Source organism: Actinoplanes couchii (genome assembly GCF_016862075.1).
In the GTDB taxonomy this organism is placed as follows: Bacteria; Actinomycetota; Actinomycetes; order Mycobacteriales; family Micromonosporaceae; genus Actinoplanes; species Actinoplanes couchii.
Map to the genome: position 1 here is coordinate 119,914 of NZ_BOMG01000023.1, position 25,695 is coordinate 145,608.

The window sequence follows — 25,695 nt, forward strand, 5'->3', positions numbered from 1 at the left end:
AGTTGAGGGAAATGACCGACAGACTGGCCGAGTTGTCCGCGCAAGGTGTCGCGGTGTGGCTCGACGACCTGTCCCGGGTGCGCCTGACCAGCGGTTCGCTGGACAAGCTGCGCACCGAGCAGCACGTGGTCGGCGTGACCACGAACCCGAGCATCTTCCAGAAGGCGCTGTCCGACGCGGACGCGTACGACGAGCAGCTGCGTGACCTCGCGGTCCAGGGCGTGACCGTCGAAGAGGCGATCCGCCTGATGACCGCCAAGGACGTGCGCTGGGCGACGGACATCTTCCGTCCGGCGTACGACGCGTCGAACGGTGTCGACGGCCGGGTGTCCATCGAGGTGGACCCGCGCAAGGCGCACGAGACCGAGTCCACCATCGCCGAGGCGAAGACGCTGTGGTGGCTGGTCGACCGGCCGAACCTGTACATCAAGATCCCGGCCACCCTGGCCGGCCTGCCCGCCATCACCGAGGTGCTCGGCGCCGGCATCAGCGTCAACGTCACGCTGATCTTCTCGGTCGAGCGGTACCAGGCCGTGATGGAGGCGTTCCTGGCGGGTCTGGAGCTGGCCAAGGCCAACGGTCACGACCTCGCCAAGATCGGTTCGGTGGCGTCGTTCTTCGTCTCCCGCGTGGACAGCGAGATCGACAAGCGCCTGGACAAGATCGGTTCGGACTCGGCGAAGGCGCTCAAGGGCAAGGCGGCCATCGCCAACGCCCGCCTGGCGTACGAGGCCTACACCGAGGTCTTCGGCGGCGAGCGCTGGAAGGCCCTGGCCTCGGCCGGCGCCCACCCGCAGCGCCCGCTCTGGGCGTCGACCGGCACCAAGAACCCGGACTTCCTGGACACCATCTACGTCGAGGAGCTGATCGCGCACGGCACGGTGAACACCATGCCGGAGCCGGTGATCTTCGCGTACGAGGACCACGGCACCACCCGTGGTGACACCATCACCGGCAACTTCGCCGACGCCCACCAGGTCTTCACCGACCTGGCGGCGGCCGGCATCGACTTCGCCGACGTCTTCAAGGTCCTCGAGGACGAGGGCGTGGAGAAGTTCGAGCAGAGCTGGACCGAACTGCTCGAGGGTGTCTCCAAGTCCCTCAAGGCCGCCGGCTCCGGGGCGAAGAACCCCAGCGACGCTGCCTGACGCGCACCATCAGCGGCCTGTCACGGGGAGTCCCGTGACAGGCCGCTCCGTCATCAAAAAACCTGGCAGGATGACATCGTGGGTAATCCGCTGCGTACCGCACAGGACCGTCGGCTTCCACGGATCCCGGAGCCCTGTGCTCTGGTGATCTTCGGGGTCACCGGTGACCTGTCCCGAAAGAAGCTCATCCCGGCCGTGTACGACCTGGCCAACCGCGGTCTGCTTCCCCCCGGTTTCGTGGTGGTGGGCTTCGCCCGCGCCGACTGGGGCGACGGCAGCTTCGAGTCCCTGGCCTACGCGGCAGCCAAGAAGGGCGCCCGCACGCCCTGGCGTGACGACGTCTGGCAACGGCTCTCCGAGCGTTTCCACTTCATTCCCGGCTCGTTCGACGACGACGACGCCTTCGACAAACTCGCCGAGACCCTGGACGAGCTGAAGGAGCGCAACGGCATCGCCGGCAACGCGGCCTTCTACTTCTCCATCCCGCCGGCCGCCTTCCCGCTGGTGCTCAACCAGCTCAACCGCACCGGCATGGCCGACCCGTCGAAGACCGGCGGCTGGCGCCGGGTCGTCGTGGAGAAGCCGTTCGGTCACGACTTCCAGAGCGCGGTGCAGCTCAACGAGCTGGTCGACGACGTGTTCATCCCGGAGGACGTCTTCCGGATCGACCACTACCTCGGCAAAGAGACCGTGCAGAACATCATGGCTCTGCGCTTCGCGAACAGCCTCTTCGAGCCGGTGTGGAACTCGAAGTACGTCGACAGCGTGCAGATCACCATGGCCGAGGACGTCGGCATCGGCACCCGGGCGGCGTTCTACGACGCCTCCGGCGCGGCCCGCGACGTGCTCCAGAACCACCTGCTCCAGCTCCTGGCGATGATCGCGATGGAGGAGCCGACCAGCTTCGATCCGCAGGAGGTCCGGGCCGAGAAGCTCAAGGTCCTCAAGGCGATCAGTCTGCCGGCCGACATCAGCTCCGGCTCGGTCCGCGGGCAGTACCTCCCCGGCTGGGTGGCCGGCGAGCGCGCCGTGGGCTACCTGGAGGAGCCGAACATCCCGGCCACCTCCACCACCGAGACATACGCCGCGGTCCGGCTCGGCATCCAGAACCGGCGCTGGGCCGGCGTCCCGTTCTACGTGCGGGTCGGCAAGCGGATGCCCCGGCGGGTCACCGAGATCGCGATCCTGTTCAAACGGGCGCCGCACCTGCCGTTCGACCCGGCCGACGTGGAGATGCTGGGCCACAACCAGCTGGTCGTCCGCGTTCAGCCGGACGAGGGCGTGGTCCTCAAGTTCGGGTCCAAGGTGCCCGGCACGTCCATGGAGGTCCGCGACATCGCGATGGACTTCCAGTACGGCGAGGCGTTCACCGAGTCCAGCCCGGAGGCGTACGAACGCCTGGTCCTGGATGTCCTGATCGGCGACCGGACGCTCTTCCCGGACGCCGCCGAGATCGAGCAGTCCTGGCGGGTCATCGACCCGCTCGAGGCGGCCTGGGCGAACACCAAACCGGAACCGTACCGGGCCGGCGAGTGGGGCCCGCGGGCCGCCGACGAGATGCTGGCACGCGAAGGCCGTACCTGGAGGCGGGCATGATCGGTCTGTGGGACACCACCGGCAACGAGGTCGTCAAGGCCCTGGCCGCGGAACGGCGCAGCGCCGGTGGCGTGGCGTCCGGCCTGGCCCTCACCCTGATCGCGGTGGTCGAGGAGAAGAAGGTCCGGGAGGCCGAGGCGGCGGCCACCATCGCCGCCGCCGCGCACCCCTGCCGGCTTCTCATCGTCGTACGGTCGGACATGGAAGGCCGTAGCCGGCTGGACGCGGAGATCGTGGTCGGCGGGCGTCTCGGCCCGGCCGAGGCGGTCGTGATGCGGATGTACGGCCGTCTCGCGCTGCACGCCGAGTCGGTCGTGATGCCGCTGCTCGCCCCGGACGTCCCGGTGGTCACCTGGTGGCACGAGGAGCCGCCGAACATGATCGCCAACGACTTCCTGGGTGTCGTGTCGGAGCGCCGGATCACCGACAGCGCGCAGTCGCCGGACCCGGTGGCCGCGCTCAAGCAGCGGGCCGTCGACTACGCGCCGGGTGACACCGACCTCACCTGGACCCGGATCACGCTGTGGCGGACCCTGGTCGCTGGCGCTTTCGACAGCACCGAGGCCCGGGTCATCGGCGCGAAGATCGTGGCGCCGGACCGGGATCCCACCGCCTGGCTGATGCTGGGCTGGCTGAAGTCCCGGCTCGGCATCGAGCCGGTGCTGGAGCACACCGACCGGGCCCCGCGCCTGCACTCGGTGGAGCTGCAGTGCGAGAACGGCGACTGTGTCCGGGTCACCCGTGAGGAGGGCACCGCCCTGTTCAGCCGGACCGGCCAGGACGACAGGTACATGCCGCTGCCGAAGCGGGCGGTCGGCGACGAGCTGGCCGAGGAACTGCGCCGGCTCGACCCGGACCAGATCTACGCGGAGGCGCTCGGCGCCATGGCCGGCCTGTCCGGTCTGGATCACCGCAACCCGGCACGTGTGCACGTCTGGAAGGACCCGGCGCTGGCCGCCATCGCCAGTTCCGCAGCCTGACAGTTTTTCGTTTCCGGGGCCGTCCGCCGCACTGCGGTGGGCGGCCTCGTCATAGAAGGAGACATCCCATTGAGTGAGACCGTGGTCGTGGTGGTTCCGGACGCCGACATCCTGGCGTCCACGGTGGCGGCACGGCTCGTCGTCAAGATCATCGACGCGCAGGCGGTGCACGGCACGGCGAGTGTGGTGCTGACCGGCGGCCGGGTCGCGGCGAAGGTGCTGCGCTCGGTCCGTGAACTGCCCGCCGCCGCCGCCATCGACTGGTCCCGGGTCGACCTGTGGTGGGGCGACGAGCGTTTCCTGCCCGCCGGGGATCCGGACCGCAACGAGACCCAGGCCCGTGAGGCGCTGCTGGACAAGCTGCCGCTGACCCCGTCCCGGATCCACGCCATGCCCGCGTCGGACGGCCCCGACGGCGACGACGCGAGGGCAGCCGCGGCCCGCTATGCCACCGAACTGGCAGCTGTCGCCGCTTCCACCGGTTTCGACGCCGAGTCCCCGGTCGTCACTTCCGGTGCCGCCGGGGCACTCCCCCGCTTCGACGTGCTGATGCTCGGCGTCGGCGAGGACGGCCACATCGCGTCGCTGTTCCCCGGCCACCCGGTACTCGCCGAGACCGGCACGACCGCCGCGACGTTCGACAGCCCGAAGCCGCCGCCCACCCGGGTCACCCTGACCGTGCCGACGATCCAGAGCGCCGACGAGGTGTGGCTGATCGCGGCCGGTCCGGACAAGGCCACCCCGATCGGCCGGGTCCTCTCCGGCGGCGACCTGCCGGCCGCCCACGCCAAGGGTGTGTCGAAGACCCTCTGGCTGCTCGACCAGGCAGCCGCCGCCGATCGGCCCTGACACCGCGCCGCACGTGCGGGGCCGGAGCGCGAACCGCGCTCCGGCCCCGCACGTCTTCCCGCACGTCTTCCCGCACGTCTTCCCGCACGTCTTCCCGCACGCTTCCCGCACGCCTTCCGGCAGGCCGGTGACATCGCTCCGGACTTCGGCCCCGCACGTCCGGTGGTGCCGCCGGGGTCAGCCTGCCGGGGTGGCTTCCGGCCGGCCGGCCGGGGACGTCGCTCCGGACTCCGGCTTCGAGGTCGGCGCCACTGTTTCGGCACCAGGACCGGCCGGGGTCGCCGGGGAGGCGCCGTCGGCCCCGGTGGAGTCGGCCCCGGTGGAGGCACGCGGGGACGCGTGGGCCGGGCCGGACGGGCTGGGTCGTGGCGTCGGCGTGAACGCGCTGGGGACCGGCTGCGGGACGGAGGCCGACGGTGGCGGGGCCACCGGCAGAATCGGCTCGGTGCCGGATCCGCCCTGACGCAGGGTGACGCCCAGCACCACCGCGGCGACCGCCACCGCGCTCACGCCCACCACCCAGGGCACCGACGGGAAGACGAACCGGAACGACCGGGCGGGGGCCGCCGTCGGTGGCGCCTCGAACCGCAGCCGGTCCGGGGTGATCTGGCCGGCCCGCGCGGCCAGGGCGCTCCGGAGCCGTCGTTCCATCTCGTCGGTCACCGCTCCCCCATTCTGTCCCGCAGGATCGCCAGCGCCCGGTGCGCCGTCGACTTGACCGTGCCGCGGGAGACCCGCAGCGTGTCGGCGATCTCCTCCTCGGAGAGGTCGGACCAGTACCGCAGCACCAGCACCTGCCGCTGCCGGGCGGTCAGCCCCCGCAGCGCCCGCAGCATCTCCCGGTCGCTCTCCCCCAGCAGCGCCTCGTCCTCGGCCGCCGGGATGGTCCCGGGTTCGGGCGCGACATAGGCCCGGGCGGTACGCCGCCGCCGCAGCGCCGAACGGGCCGCGTTGGTGACCCCGGTGATCAGGTACGCGTGCGGGTCGGCCACCCCGCGCAGGTCCGGCCCGTGCCGCCGGTAGAGGGCCGCGAACACGTCCTGCACCACGTCCTCGGCGGTGTGCAGGTCGTCGACCATCAGCACCGCCAGCCGGACCAGGCTGAGCCGCCTGCTGTGGTACAGCTCGTTGATCGCCGGCGGTGACCCCGAGGTGCCGCTCCCGGCGTTCCGTGGACGCGCGGACAGACCGCGCAGCCAGGCGAACAGCGACGGGAACGGCACTACGGAGATCACAGGCGCAGCCTCGGGGGTGTGAGCAGCGAGAACGAACGGTACCTGTCAGCCGGCTACTTCGCGGGCGAGGCCTTCGGCGTGCTCGCCGGCTTGACCGGCGCGGCCGTGGCGGCGGGCTTGATCGGAGAGGCGGTGGGCTTCGCCGGAGAGGCCGTCGGCTCGGCCGGCGCGGCGGTGGGCTTTACCGGCGAAGCGGTGGGCTTTACCGGCGAAGCGGTCGGCTCAGCCGGTGCGGCCGTCGGCTTGACCGGCGAAGCAGTCGGCTCGACCGGCGCCGGCGTTGCCTCACCCGCCGGCGGAGTGACCGCGACCAGCGTCGGCGACGGCTTCGGGGCGGGCGTGTTCTCCCCGGCGAACGCGGTGGCCGACACCCCACCGATGGCCAGCACGGTGAAAGCGCCGGCGGTGAGGGCCAGGCCACGGGTCGAGAAGCGCATCAGGACTCCCAGTTCGTTGGAACCTTGTCGCTGTGTAGACGCCCGGCCCGGCAAAAGGTTGGCGGCAATAGAGTGGCTTGGATCACACCCGTGGGTCTGTCAGAACTGCGGCCGGAGCAACGGCGTGGCCCCGGCCGCAAGTCGGACAGCCCCTAGACTTCGCGGATGATGATCCGCTCGTACCGCCCCGGCGACCTGGACGCGATCTACGACATCTGTGTGCGCACCGCGGCCAGCGGCGGCGACGCCCGCGGCCGGCACAGCTCGGACCGGCTGCTCGGCGACGTGTGGGCGGTCCCTTACGTGACCAAAGAGCCGGAGCACGCGCACGTCCTGGACGACGGCACCGGCACGGCGGTGGGTTACATCCTGGGCACGGCCGACACCACCGATTTTGTACGCTGGTCGCGCGCCGAGTGGGTTCCCGCGGTCGAGGCCCGTTTCGCGACGGGCGATCCCCGGGACGAGTCGCTGGCCGCCGTGCTGCACTCGCCGGAGAAGATGATCCACGCCGAGTTGGCGGATCATCCGGCGCACCTGCACATCGACCTGCTGCCGGAGTGGCAGGGCCGGGGTCAGGGCCGGGCGCTGATGGCGGCCTTCCTGAACGGGCTACGGGCCGCCGGGGTGCCCCGGGTGCACCTGGGCATGGCCGCCGACAATCACGGCGCCCACGCGTTCTATCAGCGGCTGGGATTCCACGACCTGCCGGTGGAGGTCACCGGCGCCCGCTTCATGGGCCGGGACACCAGCCCGCTCTGAAAAGAGAAATCGGTGCCCACCGGCAGAACGGTGGGCACCGATGCTCATTCGCCGCGGCGCTGCCGGAGCTTCGCGAGCGCCTCGGCGAGGATCGCTGCGGCGTCCTCGTCGGAGCGACGTTCCTTCACATAGGCCAGATGCGACTTGTACGGTTCGGCCCGCAGCCGTCCCGGAGGCGCGGAACTGTCGAGTCCGGCCGGCTGGCCGCACCGTGGACAGTCCCAGGTGTCCGGGACCGCGGCCTCGGCCGCGAACCAGATGATGCTGTCGTGACCGGCCGCGCAGAAATACGTTATCTGCCGGCGCGGTGCGGGTTCGGTGCGCTCGTCGGGTCGCATCGGGCTGGACCCGACACGGCTACCGCGGATAGCGCTGCCACTGGACACGGACGTCACTCCTGTCTCGAGGGGCCTCGGGGGCCCGGCTCACGGATCAAGGGGTGCGGAACCGGACACCAAGAAAAAACCGGATACCAAGAACAAAAACCGCACGACCGGAGAATCCGGCCGCGCGGCAGATTGTACGACTACTGAACGCCGTCAGGCGATCTGGACCTCAGCCGTCAGGCGATCTGGACCTTCAGCCAGAAGCTCAGCCCGACGATGCAGGCGAACCAGATGATTCCCACCAGGACGGTGTAGCGGTCCAGGTTCTTCTCCGCGACCGAGGAACCGGCCAGGCTGGAGGTGACACCGCCACCGAACATGCTCGACATGCCGCCGCCCTTACCCCGGTGCAGCAGGATGAGCAGGGTGAGCAGGATGCTCGTGATGACCAGCAACACGATCAACGTGTATGCGAACGCGATCGGCATCGTCGGGTTCATTCCTCTCGAGGGACAAGCAGCGGTCCCACAATAGCGGGTGCCCGGCCGCATTGTACGACCGGGCACGCACTAACTACTCTCAGGCGCTGACGTGCTCCGGAAAGCGCACGATGGCCGCGAAGCCCTCGGCGTCCAGAGCGGCACCGCCGACCAGGGCACCGTCCACGTCGGGCTTGGCCATGATCTGGGCGATGTTGTTCGCCTTGACCGACCCGCCGTACTGGATGCGCACCACGTCGGCCACCTCGGCACCGAACTTCTCGGTGAGGCGGCCACGGATCGCGCCGCAGACCTCCTGGGCGTCCTCCGGCGTCGCGGTCTTGCCGGTGCCGATCGCCCAGACCGGCTCGTACGCGATCACGATCTGCTTGAGCTGCTCGGTCTTGAGCCCCTCGAGCCCGGCGTCGACCTGGGCCAGCACGTGCTCGACCTGGTTGCCGGCCTCGCGGACCGACAGGCCCTCGCCGACGCAGAAGATCGGAACCAGACCGGCCTCGAAGGCGGCCTTGTTCTTCGCGTTGACGGTCGCGTCGTCCTCGTTGTGGTACTCACGCCGCTCGGAGTGACCGACCACCACGTAGGTGGCGCCGAGCTTGGCGAGCATGCCACCGGAGATCTCACCGGTGTAGGCGCCGGACGCGAACTTCGAGATGTCCTGCGCGCCGTACCCGATGTTGAGCTTGTCGTCCTTGATCGCACCCTCGACGCTGCGCAGATCGGTGAACGGCGGCAGCACCACGGTCTCGACCGCGTCGAGCTGCTCGGCGGTCAGGTTCGCCGCCAGTTTCCGGACCAGGAGAATCGCCTCGAAGTGGTTGAGGTTCATCTTCCAGTTGCCGGCGATGATCGGCTTGCGGGTCACGTCACCCATCACTTCTCCAGAGCGGCGACGCCCGGCAGCGTCTTGCCTTCGAGGTACTCCAGGGACGCGCCCCCACCGGTGGAGATGTGGCCGAAATCGGACTCGTCGAGTCCGAGAGTGCGCACGGCAGCCGCGGAGTCACCGCCGCCGACGACCGAGAAGCCGTCGATCTTGGTGATCGCCTCGGCCACGCCACGGGTGCCCGCGGCGAACGGCGCCAGCTCGAAGACGCCCATCGGGCCGTTCCAGAACACGGTCTTCGCACCGGCGATCGCCGACGCGAAGAGTTCCGTCGAGCGCGGACCGATGTCGAGACCCAGCCGGTCACCGGGAATGTCGGCAATGTCGACCACGGAATGCTCAGCGGAGGCCGAGAACTCGGTGGCGGCGACGACATCCACCGGCAGCACGATGCGGCCCTCAGCAGCGGCCAGCAGCTCCTTGCAGGTGTCGATCATCTCGGTTTCCAGCAGCGACTTCCCGACCTCGTGGCCCTGGGCCTTGAGGAACGTGAAGCACATGCCGCCACCGACGAGGAGCTTGTCCACCTTCGGCAGTAGCGCCTTGATGACGGCCAGCTTGTCGGAGACCTTGGAGCCGCCGAGCACGACCACGTAGGGCTGCTCGGGCGTCTCCGACACCTTGCGCAGGACCTCGACCTCCTTGAGGACGAGTCCGCCGGCGTAGGCCGGGAGCCGAGCCGGAACGTCGTACACCGAAGCGTGCTTGCGGTGCACGGCGCCGAAGGCGTCGTCGACGTAGAAGTCGGCGAACGCCGCCAGCTGGTCCGCGAAGGCGCCACGCTCGGCGTCGTCCTTCGCGGTCTCACCGGCGTTGAAGCGCAGGTTCTCCAGCAGGAGCACCTGGCCGTCCGCCAGCCCCTGCACAGCGGCGGAGGCGGAGGGACCGACGGTGTCGGAAGCGAAGACCACCGACGAGCCGAGCAGCTCGCCCAGGCGCTCCGCGACCGGCGCAAGAGTGAACTTGGGGTCCGGCGCGCCCTTCGGGCGGCCCAGGTGGGACGCCACGATCACGCGGGCGCCCGCGTCACGCAGGGCGATCAGCGTCGGCAGGACCGCGCGGGCACGGCCGTCGTCGCTGATGGTGCCCGGGTTTGCCTTGTCGAACGGGACGTTCAGGTCGGCGCGCACGAACACGCGCCGACCCGAGACACCCTCGCCGAGCAGGTCGTCGAGAGTCTTCATCGGGAAGATCAGGCCCCGACGAGCTTGACCAGGTCGACGAGGCGGTTCGAGTAGCCCCACTCGTTGTCGTACCAGCCGACGACCTTGACCTGGTTGCCGCCGATGACCTTGGTCAGGCCGGCGTCGAAGATGCAGGAGGCCGGGTCGGTGACGATGTCGGCCGACACGATCGCGTCCTCGGTGTAGACGAGGATGCCCTTGAGCGCGCCCTCGGCGGCGGCCTTGATCGCGGCGTTGACCTCTTCGACCGTGGTGTCACGGGCGGCGGTGAAGGTCAGGTCGGTGGCCGAGCCGGTGGGGATCGGCACCCGCAGCGCGAAGCCGTCCAGCTTGCCCTTCAGCTCCGGCAGCACCAGGCTGACGGCCTTGGCGGCGCCGGTCGAGGTCGGCACGATGTTCAGCGCGGCGGCGCGGGCGCGGCGCAGGTCGCTGTGCGGGCCGTCCTGCAGGTTCTGGTCCTGGGTGTACGCGTGGATCGTGGTCATCAGACCCTTTTCGATCCCGATCGTGTCGTTCAGGACCTTCGCCATCGGGGCGAGGCAGTTGGTGGTGCAGGAGGCGTTCGAGATGATGGTGTGCTTCGCACCGTCGTAGAGGCCGTCGTTGACGCCCATCACGATGGTGATGTCCTCGTTCTTGGCCGGAGCCGAGATGATGACCTTCTTGGCACCCTTGTCGACGTGCGCCTTGGCCTTGGTGGCGTCGGTGAAGAAGCCGGTCGACTCGATGACGACGTCGACGTCCAGCTCGCCCCAGGGCAGGTTGTTCGGGTCACGCTCGGCGAACGCCTTGATGGTCTTGCCACCGACGGTGATCTCGTCCGCCGACGCCTTGACCTCCTGGCCCAGGCGGCCCAGGATGCTGTCGTACTTCAGCAGGTGAGCCAGCGTGGCGTTGTCGGTCAGGTCGTTCACGCCGACGATCTCGATGTCGGCGCCGGAGGCGAGAACCGCCCGGAAGAAGTTACGACCGATACGGCCGAAGCCGTTGATGCCAACCCGGATGGTCACAGGTGGTCTCCTCGTTTCGGTCCGCCGGATTCTGCGACCGGCGGAGGGGTCTGCATGCCGACCGATAGGGACGGCCGACACTAGGGCGTCCGGCCGGACTCATGAAGAAAAAACGCAGCTCGTCCGGACTACCGGCACCGTCGCCGTCACCAGTGACCCTATCCGAGGCCACGCGCCCGCGAAGCGGCGGGGCGCGACCTGAACGTTACCTAAACAGATCACCGGGACGTTGCCGGTTGACGCCTCAAGAGTCGCTCTTTTCATCCCGGCCGATAAGGACCAAAGGTCCCCCGGCCGGGTGATCACGATCACGTCAGCAGGCCATCATCTCCGGGGTGACGGCGGCCTCGGTGTCCGGGATACCGAGGTCCCGGGCCCGCTTGTCGGCCAGCGCCAGCAACCGCCGGATCCGCCCGGCGATCGCGTCCTTGGTCAGCGGCGGGTCGGCCAGCGCGCCCAGCTCCTCCAGGGACGCCTGCCGGTGCTCCAGCCGCAGCTGCCCGGCCGAGGTCAGGTGGTTCGGCGCGTCCTCGGAGAGGATCTCCAGCGCGCGGGTGACCCGGGCCGCGGCGGCGACCGCCGCACGGGCCGAGCGCCGCAGGTTCGCGTCGTCGAAGTTGGCCAGCCGGTTCGCGGTGGCCCGCACCTCGCGCCGGACCCGCCGCTCCTCCCAGGCCAGCACGCTGGAGTGCGCCCCGATCCGGGTGAGCAGCGCGGCGATCGCGTCACCGTCCTTGATCACCACCCGGTCGACACCCCGGACCTCGCGGTCCTTCGCGGTGATCCCGACCCGGCGGGCGGCGCCCCGCAGAGCGAGAGCCGCCTCCGGCCCCGGACAGGTGATCTCCAGGGCGCTGGAGCGGCCCGGCTCGGTGAGCGAGCCGTGCGCCATGAACGCGCCCCGCCAGGCCGCCACCGAGCAGCACACGTTGCCGCTCACCACGTGCTGCGGCAGGCCCCGGACCGGCCGGCCGCGGACGTCGAGCAGCCCGGTCTGGCGGGCCAGCACCTCGCCGTCCTTGACGATGCGGATGATGTAGTGGCTGCCCTTGCGCAACCCGCCGGAGGCCAGCACGTGCACCTCGCTGGGGTAGCCGTACACCTCGGCGATCTCCCGCCGCAGGCGCCGGGCGACCGGGCCGGTGTCCAGTTCCGCCTCGACGACCACACGGCCGGAGACGATGTGCAGGCCGCCCGCGAAACGCAGCAGCGCCGCCATCTCCGCTCGACGGCAGCACGGCTTGGGCACGTCGACCCGGGCCAGTTCTTCCTTGACCGCTAGCGTCATCGCCATCGTGTTGTCACCTCATGCGCCGGATCTTGAACAGTGTGTGCCGCACTACGTCAGTAATCAACGAGTGGCGCCCAATACTGGCACCAGGGCAGCGCCCAATGACTCAGGATCATGCCGTGGGCTGCCGTCCACAACGGCGACGGGTGCCAGAACCAGGTCGGCGCCGAGGTCCCGGGCCGCGGTCCGGACCTGATCCGGCTCGCCCACCCACTTGGCGTCGGCCAGCACGGTGTCCACCCGCAGCGCCGGAAGGTACCAGTGCAGGGCCGCCAGGTGGTCGGCGGTGGACAGCCCGGACGTCTCCTTGTCCGGGCTGAGGTTGAGGGTGACCAGCCGGCGGGCCCGGCTCGCCACGATCGCCGCCGCCAGCTCCGGGACCAGCAGGTGCGGCAGCACGCTGGTGAACCAGCTGCCCGGCCCGAAGATCAGCCAATCGGCGTCCCGGACCGCGGCGATCGTCTCCGGGCAGGCCGGCGGGTCCGCCGGGTCCAGCCGCAGCGCCTCCACCCGGCCCTCGGCGACGGCCACCGCGTGCTGGCCGCGCACCGTCTCCCGGGCGCCGTCGGCGTGCACCACGTCGGCCTCGATCCCGACCGCGTGCCGGGCCATCGGCAGCACCCGGCCGCGCGCGCCGACCATCGCGGCGGCGTGGTCCAGCGCGGCGACCGGGTCGCCGAGCATCTCGATCAGCCCGAGCAGCAGCAGGTTGCCGACCGCGTGCCCGGCCAGGCTGTCCTTGCTGCGGTCGGCGCGGCGCTCGATCATCGGGCCCCGGCCGGGCACGGTGGCCTGCGCCGGGATGTGCATGGCGGCGAACCGGTGCTGCATCAGGCTCGCGGTGAGCAGGTGCGCCGGGTCGTCGTCGGCCAGCGCGGCGAGCGCCTGCCGGAGGTCGCCGGGTGGCAGCAGCGCGTCCCGTTCCACCCGCAGCCGGCCGCTGGAGCCACCGTCGTCACCGACGGTCACTATCGCGGTGATCTCCAGCTCGAGGTCCCGCGCGGTGCGCCGCAGGGCCCGCAACGAGGCGCTCAGCCCGTGGCCGCCGCCGAAGGCGACCACCCGGATCGCCGTCACTCGCGACCCAGATCGCGGTGCGAGGCGTGGGCGGACAGGCGCATCGCGCTCAGCCGGGCGGTCAGCTCCTCGGAGATGGCGACACTGCGGTGCTTGCCGCCGGTGCAGCCGATGGCGACGGTGAGGTAGCGCTTGCCCTCGCGCTCGAAACCGGGCGCGGTGGACGCGATCAGCCCCGCGTACGTCCCGACGAAGTCGGTGGCCCCGTCCTGGCCCAGGACGTAGCTGCTCACCCCCTCCTCCAGGCCGGTGTGCTCGCGCAGCTCGGGCACCCAGAACGGGTTCGGCAGGAACCGGGCGTCCAGCACGTAGTCGGCGTCCGGCGGCAGGCCGTACTTGAACCCGAACGACAGCACGGTGATCCGCAGTTTCCGCGAGTCCTCACCGCCGAACAGTTCCTCCACCCGGCGGCGGAGCTGATTCACGTTCAGGTGACTGGTGTCGATGATCACGTCGGACTGCTCGCGGGCCTCCTCGAGCAGCTTGCGCTCGGCGGCGATGCCGTCGGCCAGCCGCCCGTCACCCTGCAGCGGGTGCGAGCGCCGGACCGACTCGAAGCGCCGGATCAGCACCTCGTCGTCGGCGTCCACGAACACCACCCGGGGCGCGAATCCGCGCTCCTTCAGGGCCCGCACCGCGCCGGTCAGGTCGGTGGAGAAGGCGCGGCTGCGGACGTCGAGCACCATCGCCGTACGCCGGGCGGCCCCACCGGCGGCGAACGCCAGCTCCGCCATCTCCAGCATCAGCGCCTGGGGCAGGTTGTCGACCACGTAGAAGCCGACGTTCTCCAGTGCCCGCGCCACCGTGCTGCGCCCGCCACCGGAGAGCCCGGTGACCACCACCAGGTCGGTGCCGGCCTCATCGGATTCCATAGCTTCGGTCACGCACGCCTCCTGCGTCTCTTTCGGGGAACACAACATGTTAGGCCGGGGAGTCTCACCGCTCCCCAGTCTTCCCCGTCTCGGGTGAACGCAGAGCCGTGAGCACGGATTCCGCGGTCCGCAGACCGATTCCGGGCACCGCGGCGATCTCCTCCGGGCTGGCCTCGGCGATCCGCTTCAGCGAGCCGAAGTGCCGCAGCAGGGCCTTGCGGCGCACCTCACCCAGGCCGGCCACCTGATCCAGGGCGGACTCGGTCATCCGCTTGGACCGCCGCTGCCGGTGGAACGTGATGGCGAACCGGTGCGCCTCGTCGCGGACCCGCTGCAGCAGGTAGAGCGCCTCGGACGTGCGCGGCAGGATCACCGGGAAGTCGTCGGCGGGCAGCCACACCTCCTCCAGCCGCTTGGCCAGCCCGCAGAGCGCCACATCGGTCACGCCCATCTCGGCGAGGACCTCGGCGGTCGCGTTGACCTGCGGCTGCCCGCCGTCCACCACGATCAGCTGCGGCGGGTACGCGAACCGGCGGGCCTTACCGGTCAGCGGGTCGATGCCGGGCAGCTCGCCCGTCGGGAGCGGCTCGGCGGGCTGGTCGGTCTTCACCCGGGCGAACCGGCGCCGCATCACCTCGGCCATCGCGGACAGGTCGTCCATGCCGCTGCCGTCCGGGTTGCCGCGGATGATGAACCGGCGGTACTCGCTCTTGCGCTCCAGCCCGTCCTCGAACACCACCATCGACGCGACCACGTCGGTGCCCTGGATCTGCGACACGTCGAAACACTCGATGCGCAGCGGGACGCCGTCCATCCCCAGGTTCTCGGCGATCTCCTCGAGCGCCTTGTTCCGGGTGGTCAGGTCGCCGGCCCGGCGCAGCTTGTGCCGCTGGAGCACCTCGGAGGCGTTGCGGGACACCGTCTCCATCAGCGATTTCTTGTCGCCGCGCTGGGGCACCCGCAGGCTCACCCGGCTGCCGCGCCGCTCGGAGAGCCAGTCGGCGAGCGCGTCGGCGTCGTCGGGCAGCGCCGGGACCAGCAGCTCGCGCGGGACGTCGGTCTCGCCCTCCTGCTCCCCGTACATCTGCCGGCAGAAGTGGTGCACCAGGTCGCCGGTGGTCAGGTCCTCGACCTTCTCCACCACCCAGCCGCGCTGGCCACGGACCCGGCCGCCGCGCACGTGGAAGACCTGGACGGCCGCCTCGAGGGGGTCCTCGGCGAACGCGACCAGGTCGGCGTCGGTGCCGTCGCCGAGCACGACGGTCTGTTTCTCCAGCGCCCGGCGCAGGGCCACCAGGTCGTCGCGGAGCCGGGCGGCACGCTCGAACTCCAGCTCCTCGGAGGCCTGGAGCATCTCCCGTTCCACCCGTTTGAGGAACTGCTCGGTGCGCCCGCCCATGAAGTCGCAGAAGTCGTCGACGATCGCCCGGTGCTCCTCGGGGCTGACCCGGCCGACACACGGGGCCGAGCACTTGCCGATGTCACCGAGCAGGCAGGGCCGGCCGATCTGGTGCGCCCGTTTGAAGACGCCGGCCGAGCAGGTGCGGGACGGGAAGACCCGCAGCAGCAGGTCGAGGGTCTCGCGGATGGCCCAGGCGTGCGAGTAGGGGCCGAAGTAGCGCACACCCTTGCGCTTGGCGCCGCGCATCACCTGCAGGCGGGGGAACTCCTCGTCCAGGGTGACGGCGAGGAACGGGTACGACTTGTCGTCCCGGTACTTCACGTTGAACCGGGGGTCGAACTCCTTGATCCAGGAGAACTCCAGCTGGAGCGCCTCGACCTCGGTGCCGACGGTCACCCAGTCCACCCCGGCGGCGGTGGTGACCATCTGCTGGGTGCGCGCGTGCAGCGACCAGACGTCGGCGAAGTACGAGTTCAGCCGGTTGCGGAGATTCTTCGCCTTGCCGACGTAGATGACCCGGCCGGCCGGGTCGCGGAAGCGGTAGACCCCCGGGGAGTCCGGAATGGTACCCGGAGCCGGGCGATAAGTGGACGGGTCTGGCACAGCTCCAGCCTAGTGCGGGCCTCCGACAGAAACGTCTGTGCGGAGGCCCGGTGGCATCAGGTGCTAGGCGGTGACGATGTTGTCGCCGTCCACGGTGACCTCGGTCGCGGCGAGGGCCTGCTTGGCCGGGCCGGACGTCGGCGAGCCGTCCTCGAGCGAGTACTTGGCGCCGTGGCACTTGCAGTTGATCGAGCCGCCGGCGATCTCGGTCACCTTGCAGCCCTGGTGGGTGCAGACGTTGCTGAAGGCCTTGAAGGTGCCCTCCTTCGGCTGGGTTACGACGACCTCGTCGAGGATGACACCACCACCAACCTCGACCTTGGACGCGGCCACCAGCACGGTGCCGCCGCCACCGGTCGAGCCACCACCGGTGGAGCCGGAACCGGCGCCCTCGCTGCCGGCCGGGGCGGGCTCGGCGGCGAAGTCGGACCCGTTCGGGTTGGTGCCGCTGGCGTCGGTGCCGCAGGCCGCGAGAGCCGCGGTGGCGCCGAGCGCGCCGGCGGTCAGCAGGACGCCGCGACGTGACGAGGCGGTGCCCGGTCGGTCCTGCGGGGTCTCGGCCTCGGTCCGCTGCTGCACGTCAGTCATCAGTTGTCCTCCACTACCTGTTCCTACCGCCAAAAAAGTCACGCGGAGTCGCCCCGGGATACGGATCAGGTGCCGTGATCAGTTCAAAGGGCGGCGGCAAGATTTCTCCCGCTTCCTCCACGTTCGCCCGGCCGGTCTGCCAGCTGAGACAAACACAACCGCGCCGGGGAGACCTTAAAAGACCAACCTGGCGCGGTTGCTGAGAGTTGTCTAAGAACTTGCTAAGTCAGACGGCGGCGGCCTTCGTACGCGAACGGGTGGTCTTGATCCCGTTGGCCTTCGCCGCCCGCGCGGTGGCCTCCTTGGCGCCCTTGGCCTTGCCGGCGAGCCCCAGCATCGGCCGCAGGAACTGCCCGGTGTGGCTCTCCGCCACCTCGGCCAGCTCCTCGGGACGGCCGGCGGCCAGCACCACACCACCCTTGCTGCCGCCCTCCGGGCCCATGTCGATCAGCCAGTCCGCAGTCTTGATCACATCGAGGTTGTGCTCGATGGTGATCACCGTGTTGCCCTTGTCGACCAGGCCGTTGAGCACCAGCAGCAGCTTGCGGATGTCCTCGAAGTGCAGGCCGGTGGTCGGCTCGTCGAGCACGTAGACGGTCCGCCCGGTGGAGCGTTTCTGCAGCTCGGAGGCGAGCTTGACACGCTGCGCCTCACCGCCGGACAGGGTGGTCGCGGGCTGGCCCAGCCGGACGTAACCCAGGCCCACCTCGACCAGGGTGCGCAGGTGCCGGTGGATCGCCGGGAGCGCCGAGAAGAAGTCCGCGGCCTCCTCGATCGGCATGTTCAGGATCTCGGCGATCGTCTTGCCCTTGTACCGCACCTCCAGGGTCTCCCGGTTGTACCGGGCGCCCTTGCACACCTCGCACGGGACGTACACGTCGGGCAGGAAGTTCATCTCGATCTTGATCGTGCCGTCGCCGGAGCAGTTCTCGCAGCGCCCGCCCTTGACGTTGAACGAGAACCGGCCCGGCCCGTACCCCCGCACCTTGGCCTCGGTCGTCTCGGCGAACAGCTTCCGGACGTGGTCGAAGACGCCGGTGTAGGTCGCCGGGTTGGACCGCGGCGTCCGCCCGATCGGGGACTGGTCGACACCGACCACCTTGTCCACGTTCTCCAGGCCGGTGACCTTGGTGTGCCGGCCGGGGACCTGGCGCGCGCCGTTGATCTGGTTCGCCATCACGGTGTGCAGGATGTCGTTGACCAGCGTCGACTTGCCGGAGCCGGAGACCCCGGTGACGGCGATGAACTGGCCCAGCGGGAACGGCACGGTCAGGTTGCGCAGGTTGTGCTCGCGCGCCCCGTGCACGACGACCTCCCGGCCGGCCGTCAGCGGGCGGCGGGTGGCCGGCAGCGGGATCGATCTCCGGCCCGACAGGTAGGCCCCGGTCGGCGACTTCTCGCTGGCCAGCAGGCCCTCGACGGTGCCGCTGTGGACGATCTCGCCACCGTGCTCGCCGGCGCCGGGACCGATGTCGACGATCCAGTCGGCGGTCCGGATGGTGTCCTCGTCGTGCTCCACCACGATCAGCGTGTTGCCCAGGTTGCGCAGCCGCACCAGGGTCTCGATCAGCCGGTGGTTGTCCCGCTGGTGCAGGCCGATCGACGGCTCGTCCAGCACGTACAACACGCCGACCAGGCCGGACCCGATCTGGGTGGCCAGCCGGATGCGCTGCGCCTCACCACCGGAGAGGGTGCCCGCACCGCGGTCCAGCGACAGGTAGTCCAGGCCGACGTCGAGCAGGAACCGCAGCCGGGCGTTGATCTCCTTGAGCACCCGCTCGGCGATCATCTTCTGCCGGTCGTCCAGCTCGATGCCGGCCAGCAGCTCCGCGCACTCGCCGACGGACAGGTTGCAGACCTCGGCGATGTTCTTCCCGGCCACGGTCACCGCGAGGACCTCGGGCTTGAGCCGGGCGCCGCCGCAGACCGAGCAGGGCACGTCGCGCATGTACCCCTCGTACTTCTCGCGCGACCAGTCGCTCTCGGTGTCGTTGTGCCGGCGCTCGATCCACTGCACCACACCCTCGAAACCGGTGTAGTACGAGCGCTCCCGGCCGTACTTGTTCCGGTAGCGCACGTGGACCTGGTCGTCGGCCCCGTACATCACGATCTTCTGCACCCGGGTGGGCAGCGCCCGCCACGGGGTGTCCAGGGAGAACTTCTCCGCGTCGGCGAGCGCCTCCAGGAGCCGGGTGAAGTACTCCTGGGTGGTGCCGCCGGCCCACGGCTGGATCGCGCCCTGGCCGAGGCCCTTCTCCTCGTCCGGGATGATCAGCTCCGGGTCGACCTCCTTCTTCGTACCGAGGCCGGAGCACTCGGGACACGCGCCGTACGGAGCGTTGAAGGAGAAGACCCGTGGTTCCAGGTCCTCGATGGCGAGGGGGTGGTCGTTGGGGCAGGCCAGGTGCTCGGAGAACCGGCGCTCCCGGTCCGGGGCGTCCTCCGGCAGGTCCACGAAGTCGAGCAGCAGGATGCCGCCGGCCAGCCCGAGCGCGGCCTCCACCGAATCGGTCAGGCGCTGCTTGCTGGACGCTTTCACGCTGAGGCGGTCGATGACCACCTCGATCGTGTGCTTCTCCTGCTTCTTCAGCTTCGGCGGCTCGGTCAGCGGGTGCACCACCCCGTTCACCCGGGCGCGGGCGTAGCCCTTGGCCTGCAGGTCGGCGAAGAGGTCGACATACTCCCCCTTGCGGCCGCGGACCACCGGGGCGAGGACCATGAAACGGGTGCCCTCGGGCATCTCCAGCACCCGGTCGACGATCTGCTGCGGGGTCTGCCTGCTGATCCGCTCCTTGCAGACCGGGCAGTGCGGGATGCCGGTGCGGGCGAACAGCAGCCGGAGGTAGTCGTACACCTCGGTGATGGTCCCGACGGTCGAGCGCGGGTTCCGGTTCGTCGACTTCTGGTCGATCGACACCGCCGGGGACAGGCCCTCGATGAAGTCGACGTCCGGCTTGTCCATCTGGCCGAGGAACTGCCGCGCGTACGACGACAGCGACTCGACGTACCGCCGCTGCCCCTCCGCGAAGATCGTGTCGAAGGCGAGGCTGGACTTGCCCGAACCGGAGAGCCCGGTGAACACGATCAGAGCGTCGCGGGGCAGATCGAGGTTGACGTCACGCAGGTTGTGCTCGCGGGCGCCACGGATAGTCAGTCGGTCGGCCACTGCCAGCCTCTCCGTACAGGTGTATGAGTCGAGCAGACACTCTAGCCCTGGGGTATGACAAGTCGGGGCACCCGGTCGATCATCCGTTCGAGGGAATCGGCCAGATCTCCACGCCGCCCACGCTCTGGGGCTCGCCCAGGACCTCCACCAGAACCGACTTGAGCATCGCCTCATTCCGGCTACCCGGAATCAGCACGACCACACCGGCCCGCCAGTAATCGAGATCGGCCAGGAAGCGTTCCCGGTCCACCACCGGCAGGTAGCCGTACTCCCGCACGCTCCACAGCAGTTCCGACGCGTAACGGTGCGGGGCCTGCCACGAGCCGGTGTCGTCGTACGGCGGATCGGCGGGCCCCATGAAGTAGCCGCGCGGCGTCGGGTAGTCCAGGTTGTTGAGGGTCGCCCAGCGCTGCCCGGTCCGCCCGGTGGTGACATCCGGCAGCGGTACCGTGACCAGGGTCTTCCCCTCGGCGACGTACCGCTTCCAGGTCCCCTCGGTGAGGAACGGCGGCATCGGGTCGCCCTGCACCACCGGCAGCGGCTTGGGGATCAGCGGCACCAGCGCCAGGACCATGCCGATCCAGAAGATCTTCTTCTTCGGCGCGGGCACCCGGTCGGCCGCGAACGCCAGCAGCACCCCGGCCACCGCGGCCGGCACCATCGCGAACCGGGTCACACTCACCAGGTCGATCACCGGGATGTGGCTGATCAGCCCGAACGGCAGCGGGATCCCGGTGTCGTACCCGAAGATCCGCACCTGCGGCCCGAACGACATGACCAGCAGGAACAGCCCGGCGAGCGCGGTCGCCCGCAACGGCACCGACTTCCACAGCATCACGATCGCCACGATGATCATCACCAGGCCGATCGGGCCGAAGAACGTGTTGTCCTCGGTCGCGCTGACACTCAAGTGCCTGGTCAGCGCGGCGTTTCCGGCCAGCGCCTGCCGGGAGAACCAGCCCAGCGACGCCACGTCGGTGACGTAGGCGGTCGGCTCGAACGGCTGCCCGTGATAGTTGCCGGGGGCGAAGAACTGGTACCACAGCGGGTACGCCAGCAGCACGCCCGAGGTGAGCGCGGCCACCCCGATCCCGGCGCTGAAGTGCTTCCACACCAGACGGGCCTGCGGCCGGGCCATCGCCGCGTACAGGACCGCGATCAGGCCCATCGTCATCGCGGTGAAGAGCAGCGCCTCCTCGTTGATGAACACCTGCAGCACGATCAGCAGGCCGAGGATGACACCGCCGCGCACGATCCGGCCCGGTTCCCGCAGCCGCAGCACCTGCCACACGATGAACGGCAGAACGAAATTGCTGACGAAGTTCACGTGCCCGTTGGCGTGCGAGATCATCGTCGGCCCGAACCCGCACCAGGCGCCACCGATCCAGGCCGCCAGCCTGCTGTTCACCAGATGCCGGGACAGCACCCAGTACCAGGCGAACGCGGTCCCGGCCAGCCCACCGGTCACCAGCAGCGCCACCGTGACGCCGCCACCGAGGAAATGCGTGACCGGCGCCAGCGGAATGGCCAGCGCCAGAATCGACGTGTTCGCCATCATGTTCACGCCGACCGGCACGTTGAACCGGTCGCTGAAGAACGGCGCCGCCCCGTCGAACACCACCCGCTCGGCGTGCGCGAGCATGAACAGGAAGATCCCGTGATCGTCGTCGTTCCCGTCGAGCACCCGCCCGTTCGGATCGATCCACAGCTGGCTCAACACCAACGTGGCAAACGCGACGAACCCGACAGCGATCCAGGTGTCAACCGCCCGCCACCTGCCGGAACGCTCGCCGGATTCATGGGTGGCGACGTCCGCCGCCGCCTCTTCGGTCACCTCGTCAGCCGCACGCACCGGCCGAATTCTGCCAGAACGCCCCGCCCCCACCACACGGCGTCGGTCACCCATAGACGATCACTGACGGCCAATTCCACAGACCCCACGCCGCCGGTACGCCACACACCTCCCGCAAAACCCACAGGTCACGTGCCTACCACGCGAGGCAGGCGCCGGGTCACCACCGACCCGCGCCCGCCGGGCGTATGCGGTGTTCCAGGCGTTCGAGCCGGTCCCCCACCTCAGCCGTGGCACGAACCGGCATCGATTAAGGTGCATGTCGACCGGTCCGGGCGCCGCAGCACGCTCCGAGAATGAAGGCAGGGCCCGCATGACCGACCCGGCACAGCACGACCTCGGCAATCGACGCCCCAGCCGATGGCTGATCCTCGGTGCGGCAGTGGCCGTCACCACCATCGCGGCGACGATCGCCGCTGTCACTGCCACCAGATCCCCTGAATCCGGGCCCTCAGCTACAGGTCCCGGTTCGCCGCCGTCAGGTTCGCTGCCGTCAGATCCGCTGCCGTCAGATTCGTCGCCCTCTGATTCGTCTCCCTCAGCGGACGTGGACGTGCCGGAGGCGGCATCGGCCGGCCCCTCGGACACGTCGGCCGGCCCTTCGAACGCCGCCGGAGAACCGGCCGGGACATCCGTCTCCCCACCCGCCGTAACCTGGGAAACCCGGGGAAACCGCCGCCTCCCCGTAAGCAAAGCCGCCGGCCCGAAAGTGCTGACCGACACGAACTCCGCCGGTTTCGCCCACACCCCCGAGGGCGCACTGATCGCCGCGGTGCACATCATCCGCAGGCTCACCACAATCGCGGGCGACGAGAATCGCATCCGTTACATCGAGGAGCACTACCTCCCCGGAGACAACCGCGACTTCCTGGTGCAGCGCTTCACCGGCCCCGGCTACGCCTCTTCAGCGCCCGGAGTCCCCCAGCCCTTGGTGGGTTACGTCTACCGGTCCTACACCGAGGACGAGGCCGTCGTCGACCTGGTGGTCGCCAACACGGGCCCCGGCTCCGGAACGGTTCCCTTCATCGCCGTCACCTACACCCTGCTCTGGAACAACGGCGACTGGCGGATGGAGGCGCCACCCGGCGGACTGCTCACATCGAACATGACAACGCCCGAGACCCCGATGACCCGCTGGTCCGATCAGTAGCTGCCGGACACCCCTGCCACGGAGGCCACCGCATACGCCCGGCGGGCGCGGGTCGGTGGTGACCCGGCGCCTGCCTTGCGTTGTGGCCACGGGAGTGTGGTCGGTTCGTATCAGAAAAGCTTTTAGAAACGACTGCTGCTCGGGGGCGCGGGGGAACGTCGTTGGCGGGACAGCCTGGCGGATTTTCGGCCGCTCTCCACCTCTACCTCGTGGTGTAGTTTGCGCCAGCTCGCCAGGCGTCTGGCGGTCAGTGAACCGTCGGCCACCGCGGCCTGGACTGCGCAGCCCGGTTCGGTTTCGTGGGCGCAGTCGTCGAAACGGCAGCGGGACGCCAGGTCCGTGACGTCGGCGAATGCCCTGGCCAGGCCGTCTCCGGTGTCGAGCAGGCCCACGCCTCGGATGCCGGGGGTGTCGATGACGGCGCCGCCGCCGGGGATCGGGACCAGGTTGCGGTACGCCGTGGTGTGCCGGCCCTTGCCGTCGGCGTCGCGGATCTCCTGGACCGGCATGACGCTCGTGCCGGCCAGGGCGTTGACCAGGGTCGACTTGCCGGCCCCGGAGCGCCCCAACAACGCTAAAGTCCGATTTTTCGTGAAATAGGATCTAAGCTCGTCCACGCCCCGGCCCTGACGGACACTGACCGGGAGCACCGGCACTCCGGGCGCCAGCGCACCCAACTGACGGGCCACCGCGGCCGGATCACGAGTGGTGTCGCTCTTGGTCAGGACCAGCAGCGGATCGGCGCCCGACTCCCACGCCAGAGCGAGCAGCCGCTCGACCCGGGCGTCGTCGGGCTCCGGATGGATCGGTTCGACGACCGCCACCACGTCCATGTTGGCGGCGAGGACCTGCCCGGACGAGTCCTTGTCGGCGGTACGCCGGATCAGCATGGTGGTGCGGGGCAGCACCAGCTCGAGCGTGGTGCGCCGGTCCGGCCAGTGCCGCAGCACCACCCAGTCGCCGGCGCTGGGAAGCGCGGCCGGATCACGGGCGGCTTCGATCATCACGGCACCGCCGAGGGTGGCCCGGGTCACGCCGGACCCGGTGAGGACGGTGCAGACGCCCCGGTCGGCCCGGAGCACCCGGCCGGGGGCGGAGTCGGGCCGGTCGAACCGGCGGAACTCGGAGACGAGACGGTCGTCCCAGCCCAGCTGGGACAGGTGGTACGACATGACAACCCTTTGCGATATGGGGGACGACGGGCCTGACACTCAGGCGAAGGCCCCCGGGTGAAGGGACGCGGTGACTGCAGACAGCACGCTCCTCACCTCCTTCGCTCACATCGATAGCCACGGTGATCGTTCGGCGCGTCTGCCACGACGGTAGTGGCGTCGTCACCGCCGCGAAAGCGAATTCCGTTAGGGTCGGTGCGTGACGATCGATCCGCTCGCGCTGATGACCGACGTCGAGGCCGCCACCGACGCGCTGCTGGCCGACATCCCGGCCGACGTCGCCGCGCCGTCCCGGCTGCCCGGCTGGACCGTGGGGCACGTGCTGACCCACCTGGCCCGCAACGCGGACGCCCTGACGAACCTGCTGACCTGGGCGCGGACCGGGGTGGAGACCCCGGCGTACGCGTCACCGGAAGCCCGCGCGGCAGGCATCGAGGCGGGTGCCGCCCGTCCGCTGGCCGACCAGGTCGCCGACCTGCGGCAGGCCCACGAGAGGTTCACTGCCGCGGCCGCCGCGATGCCCGCCGAAGCATGGGCGGCGGAGCTGCCGATGGCAAGGTCCGCGGCCGCGGTCCCGTGGCTGCGGCTGTGCGAGGTGGAGATGCACCGCGCCGACCTGGGCCACGGGTACACGCCGGACGACTGGCCGGCCGCGTTCGCGCTACGGCTGCTGCGGTCGATCGCCGCCGCCCCGCCGGAGGGCACACCCCCGATGACACTGCGCCCGGATGGCCTGGAGCACACGCTGGTGATCGGCGACGGGGCCCCGGAGATCAGCGGCCCCGCCCGCACCATCGCCGGCTGGCTCACCGGCCGATCCGACGGCACCGGCCTCACCGTCTCGCCGGACGGCGAGCTCCCCCGACCCGCGAGGTTCAAATGAGCGAGTATTCCCGTGACCTGGCCGAGGGCCTGACCCTGACGAAGCTGTCGGTGGGCCCGATGGACAACAACGCGTACCTGCTGTCGGCCGGCGACGACCAGCTCCTGATCGACGCCGCCAACGACGCGAGCCGCCTGCTGGACCTGATCGGCCCGGCGGGCCTGCGCACGGTGGTGACGACACACCGCCACGGCGACCATTGGCAGGCGCTGTCCGAGGTGATCCGCACAACGGGCGCCGAGTCGCTGGCCCACGAGGCCGACGCCGCCGAGATCCCGGTGGTAACCAGAACCCTGACCGACGGCGACACCGTCGAGGTAGGCGACCACACGCTGGAGGTGATCCACGTCGTGGGCCACACCCCAGGTTCAATCGTCCTGTCCTACCAGGGCAAACACTTGTTCACCGGAGACAGCCTGTTCCCCGGAGGAGTAGGAAACACCCGGGGCGTGAAAGAGAACTTCGACTCGTTGATCAGCGACGTGGAGCAGAAGTTGTTCGCCCGTTTCGGAGACGACACCGTCTTCTACCCGGGCCACGGCAAGGACTCCACGCTGGGCACGGAACGCCCGTCCCTCCCGGAATGGCGAGCCCGGGGTTGGTGAGATCACGCCGACTGATCCGTTGGTCACGGTCCACCCACGCGGCCAGGTAGTCGTCGTTTCTAAAAACTTTTCTGATACGAACCGGCCACACTCCCGTGGCCACAACGCAAGGCAGGCGCCGGGT

24 protein-coding genes are annotated in these 25,695 nt (G+C 69.9%); 8 read left to right on the plus strand and 16 right to left on the minus strand.

The features are described from left to right. Positions 1 to 11 precede the first annotated feature (11 nt). The 4 genes from tal to pgl all read left to right on the plus strand — a co-directional run bounded on the left by tal (position 12) and on the right by pgl (position 4,573). A complete protein-coding gene (gene tal / locus Aco03nite_RS05645; protein ID WP_203793672.1) occupies positions 12 to 1,148 on the plus strand; it encodes a transaldolase in 1,137 nt (378 codons plus the stop codon). A gap of 78 nt (positions 1,149 to 1,226) precedes the next feature. Continuing rightward, positions 1,227 to 2,744 carry a glucose-6-phosphate dehydrogenase gene (gene zwf, locus Aco03nite_RS05650; RefSeq protein ID WP_203793673.1) on the plus strand — a complete coding sequence of 506 codons (1,518 nt, stop codon included), beginning with the start codon at positions 1,227 to 1,229 and terminating at the stop codon, positions 2,742 to 2,744. Beyond that, a complete protein-coding gene (locus Aco03nite_RS05655) occupies positions 2,741 to 3,724 on the plus strand; it encodes a glucose-6-phosphate dehydrogenase assembly protein OpcA (protein ID WP_203793674.1) in 984 nt (327 codons plus the stop codon). The genes zwf and Aco03nite_RS05655 overlap by 4 nt, the downstream gene beginning before the upstream one ends. Positions 3,725 to 3,793: 69 nt before the next feature. Continuing rightward, positions 3,794 to 4,573, plus strand: a complete 780-nt coding sequence (pgl, locus tag Aco03nite_RS05660; RefSeq protein WP_203793675.1) for a 6-phosphogluconolactonase — start codon at positions 3,794 to 3,796, stop codon at positions 4,571 to 4,573. A 177-nt stretch (positions 4,574 to 4,750) separates the two neighbouring features. On the opposite strand, the gene Aco03nite_RS05665 is transcribed toward pgl, so the two are convergent. From Aco03nite_RS05665 to Aco03nite_RS05675, 3 genes are read right to left on the minus strand one after another with little or no spacing between them, the layout of a single operon-like run. Next, positions 4,751 to 5,236 carry a hypothetical protein gene (locus tag Aco03nite_RS05665; RefSeq protein WP_203793676.1) on the minus strand — a complete coding sequence of 162 codons (486 nt, stop codon included), beginning with the start codon at positions 5,234 to 5,236 and terminating at the stop codon, positions 4,751 to 4,753. Next, positions 5,233 to 5,808 carry an RNA polymerase sigma factor gene (locus tag Aco03nite_RS05670; RefSeq protein WP_239144937.1) on the minus strand — a complete coding sequence of 192 codons (576 nt, stop codon included), beginning with the start codon at positions 5,806 to 5,808 and terminating at the stop codon, positions 5,233 to 5,235. Before Aco03nite_RS05670 ends, Aco03nite_RS05665 begins: the two co-directional genes overlap by 4 nt. Before the next feature lie 53 nt (positions 5,809 to 5,861). Next, the gene (locus Aco03nite_RS05675; RefSeq protein ID WP_203793677.1) at positions 5,862 to 6,245 is read right to left on the minus strand and encodes a hypothetical protein; all 384 of its coding nucleotides are present in this window, start codon (positions 6,243 to 6,245) and stop codon (positions 5,862 to 5,864) included. A 165-nt stretch (positions 6,246 to 6,410) separates the two neighbouring features. Between Aco03nite_RS05675 and Aco03nite_RS05680 the strand changes: the two genes are divergently transcribed. Then, the gene (locus Aco03nite_RS05680; protein WP_307837630.1) at positions 6,411 to 7,007 is read left to right on the plus strand and encodes a GNAT family N-acetyltransferase; all 597 of its coding nucleotides are present in this window, start codon (positions 6,411 to 6,413) and stop codon (positions 7,005 to 7,007) included. 44 nt (positions 7,008 to 7,051) lie between these two features. On the opposite strand, the gene Aco03nite_RS05685 is transcribed toward Aco03nite_RS05680, so the two are convergent. The 12 genes from Aco03nite_RS05685 to Aco03nite_RS05740 all read right to left on the minus strand — a co-directional run bounded on the left by Aco03nite_RS05685 (position 7,052) and on the right by Aco03nite_RS05740 (position 21,761). Then, positions 7,052 to 7,393: an RNA polymerase-binding protein RbpA gene (locus tag Aco03nite_RS05685; protein WP_203793678.1), complete on the minus strand. Its 342-nt coding sequence runs from the start codon at positions 7,391 to 7,393 to the stop codon at positions 7,052 to 7,054. 176 nt (positions 7,394 to 7,569) lie between these two features. Then, positions 7,570 to 7,821: a preprotein translocase subunit SecG gene (gene secG / locus Aco03nite_RS05690; RefSeq protein ID WP_203793679.1), complete on the minus strand. Its 252-nt coding sequence runs from the start codon at positions 7,819 to 7,821 to the stop codon at positions 7,570 to 7,572. A gap of 91 nt (positions 7,822 to 7,912) precedes the next feature. Then, entirely contained in the window at positions 7,913 to 8,704 is a 792-nt protein-coding gene (tpiA, locus tag Aco03nite_RS05695) for a triose-phosphate isomerase (RefSeq protein WP_203793680.1), read from the minus strand. Further along, on the minus strand, positions 8,704 to 9,900 hold the full coding sequence (locus Aco03nite_RS05700; RefSeq protein WP_203793681.1) for a phosphoglycerate kinase: 1,197 nt from the start codon (positions 9,898 to 9,900) through the stop codon (positions 8,704 to 8,706). The genes tpiA and Aco03nite_RS05700 overlap by 1 nt, the downstream gene beginning before the upstream one ends. Before the next feature lie 8 nt (positions 9,901 to 9,908). Then, on the minus strand, positions 9,909 to 10,910 hold the full coding sequence (gene gap / locus Aco03nite_RS05705) for a type I glyceraldehyde-3-phosphate dehydrogenase (RefSeq protein WP_203793682.1): 1,002 nt from the start codon (positions 10,908 to 10,910) through the stop codon (positions 9,909 to 9,911). Between the two features lie 313 nt (positions 10,911 to 11,223). Then, entirely contained in the window at positions 11,224 to 12,204 is a 981-nt protein-coding gene (gene whiA / locus Aco03nite_RS05710) for a DNA-binding protein WhiA (protein ID WP_203793683.1), read from the minus strand. Positions 12,205 to 12,261: 57 nt separating this feature from the next. Continuing rightward, positions 12,262 to 13,278, minus strand: coding sequence for a gluconeogenesis factor YvcK family protein (locus Aco03nite_RS05715; protein ID WP_203793684.1), 1,017 nt, complete (start codon positions 13,276 to 13,278; stop codon positions 12,262 to 12,264). After that, entirely contained in the window at positions 13,275 to 14,150 is an 876-nt protein-coding gene (rapZ, locus tag Aco03nite_RS05720; protein ID WP_203793729.1) for an RNase adapter RapZ, read from the minus strand. The genes Aco03nite_RS05715 and rapZ overlap by 4 nt, the downstream gene beginning before the upstream one ends. Positions 14,151 to 14,214: 64 nt before the next feature. Next, complete coding sequence (gene uvrC, locus Aco03nite_RS05725) at positions 14,215 to 16,155, minus strand: excinuclease ABC subunit UvrC (RefSeq protein WP_203793685.1); 1,941 nt, start codon at positions 16,153 to 16,155, stop codon at positions 14,215 to 14,217. 63 nt (positions 16,156 to 16,218) lie between these two features. After that, positions 16,219 to 16,743, minus strand: a complete 525-nt coding sequence (locus Aco03nite_RS05730) for a Rieske (2Fe-2S) protein (RefSeq protein ID WP_203793686.1) — start codon at positions 16,741 to 16,743, stop codon at positions 16,219 to 16,221. A 226-nt stretch (positions 16,744 to 16,969) separates the two neighbouring features. Beyond that, positions 16,970 to 19,909 (minus strand): excinuclease ABC subunit UvrA, encoded by a 2,940-nt coding sequence (uvrA, locus tag Aco03nite_RS05735; RefSeq protein ID WP_203793687.1) that lies wholly within the window; start codon positions 19,907 to 19,909, stop codon positions 16,970 to 16,972. Positions 19,910 to 19,988: 79 nt separating this feature from the next. Continuing rightward, positions 19,989 to 21,761, minus strand: a complete 1,773-nt coding sequence (locus tag Aco03nite_RS05740; protein ID WP_203793688.1) for a hypothetical protein — start codon at positions 21,759 to 21,761, stop codon at positions 19,989 to 19,991. A 313-nt stretch (positions 21,762 to 22,074) separates the two neighbouring features. On the opposite strand from Aco03nite_RS05740, the gene Aco03nite_RS55115 reads away from it, so the two are divergent. Beyond that, positions 22,075 to 22,911, plus strand: coding sequence for a DUF8175 domain-containg protein (locus tag Aco03nite_RS55115; RefSeq protein WP_507762609.1), 837 nt, complete (start codon positions 22,075 to 22,077; stop codon positions 22,909 to 22,911). Between the two features lie 122 nt (positions 22,912 to 23,033). Here the strand turns inward: Aco03nite_RS55115 and rsgA are convergent, their stop codons facing one another. Then, positions 23,034 to 24,083: a ribosome small subunit-dependent GTPase A gene (gene rsgA / locus Aco03nite_RS05750; protein WP_203793690.1), complete on the minus strand. Its 1,050-nt coding sequence runs from the start codon at positions 24,081 to 24,083 to the stop codon at positions 23,034 to 23,036. Positions 24,084 to 24,282: 199 nt separating this feature from the next. Between rsgA and Aco03nite_RS05755 the strand changes: the two genes are divergently transcribed. Both Aco03nite_RS05755 and Aco03nite_RS05760 read left to right on the plus strand, forming a co-directional pair. Then, on the plus strand, positions 24,283 to 24,966 hold the full coding sequence (locus tag Aco03nite_RS05755) for a maleylpyruvate isomerase family mycothiol-dependent enzyme (RefSeq protein ID WP_203793691.1): 684 nt from the start codon (positions 24,283 to 24,285) through the stop codon (positions 24,964 to 24,966). Beyond that, positions 24,963 to 25,571: an MBL fold metallo-hydrolase gene (locus tag Aco03nite_RS05760; protein ID WP_203793692.1), complete on the plus strand. Its 609-nt coding sequence runs from the start codon at positions 24,963 to 24,965 to the stop codon at positions 25,569 to 25,571. The genes Aco03nite_RS05755 and Aco03nite_RS05760 overlap by 4 nt, the downstream gene beginning before the upstream one ends. Positions 25,572 to 25,695 lie beyond the last annotated feature (124 nt).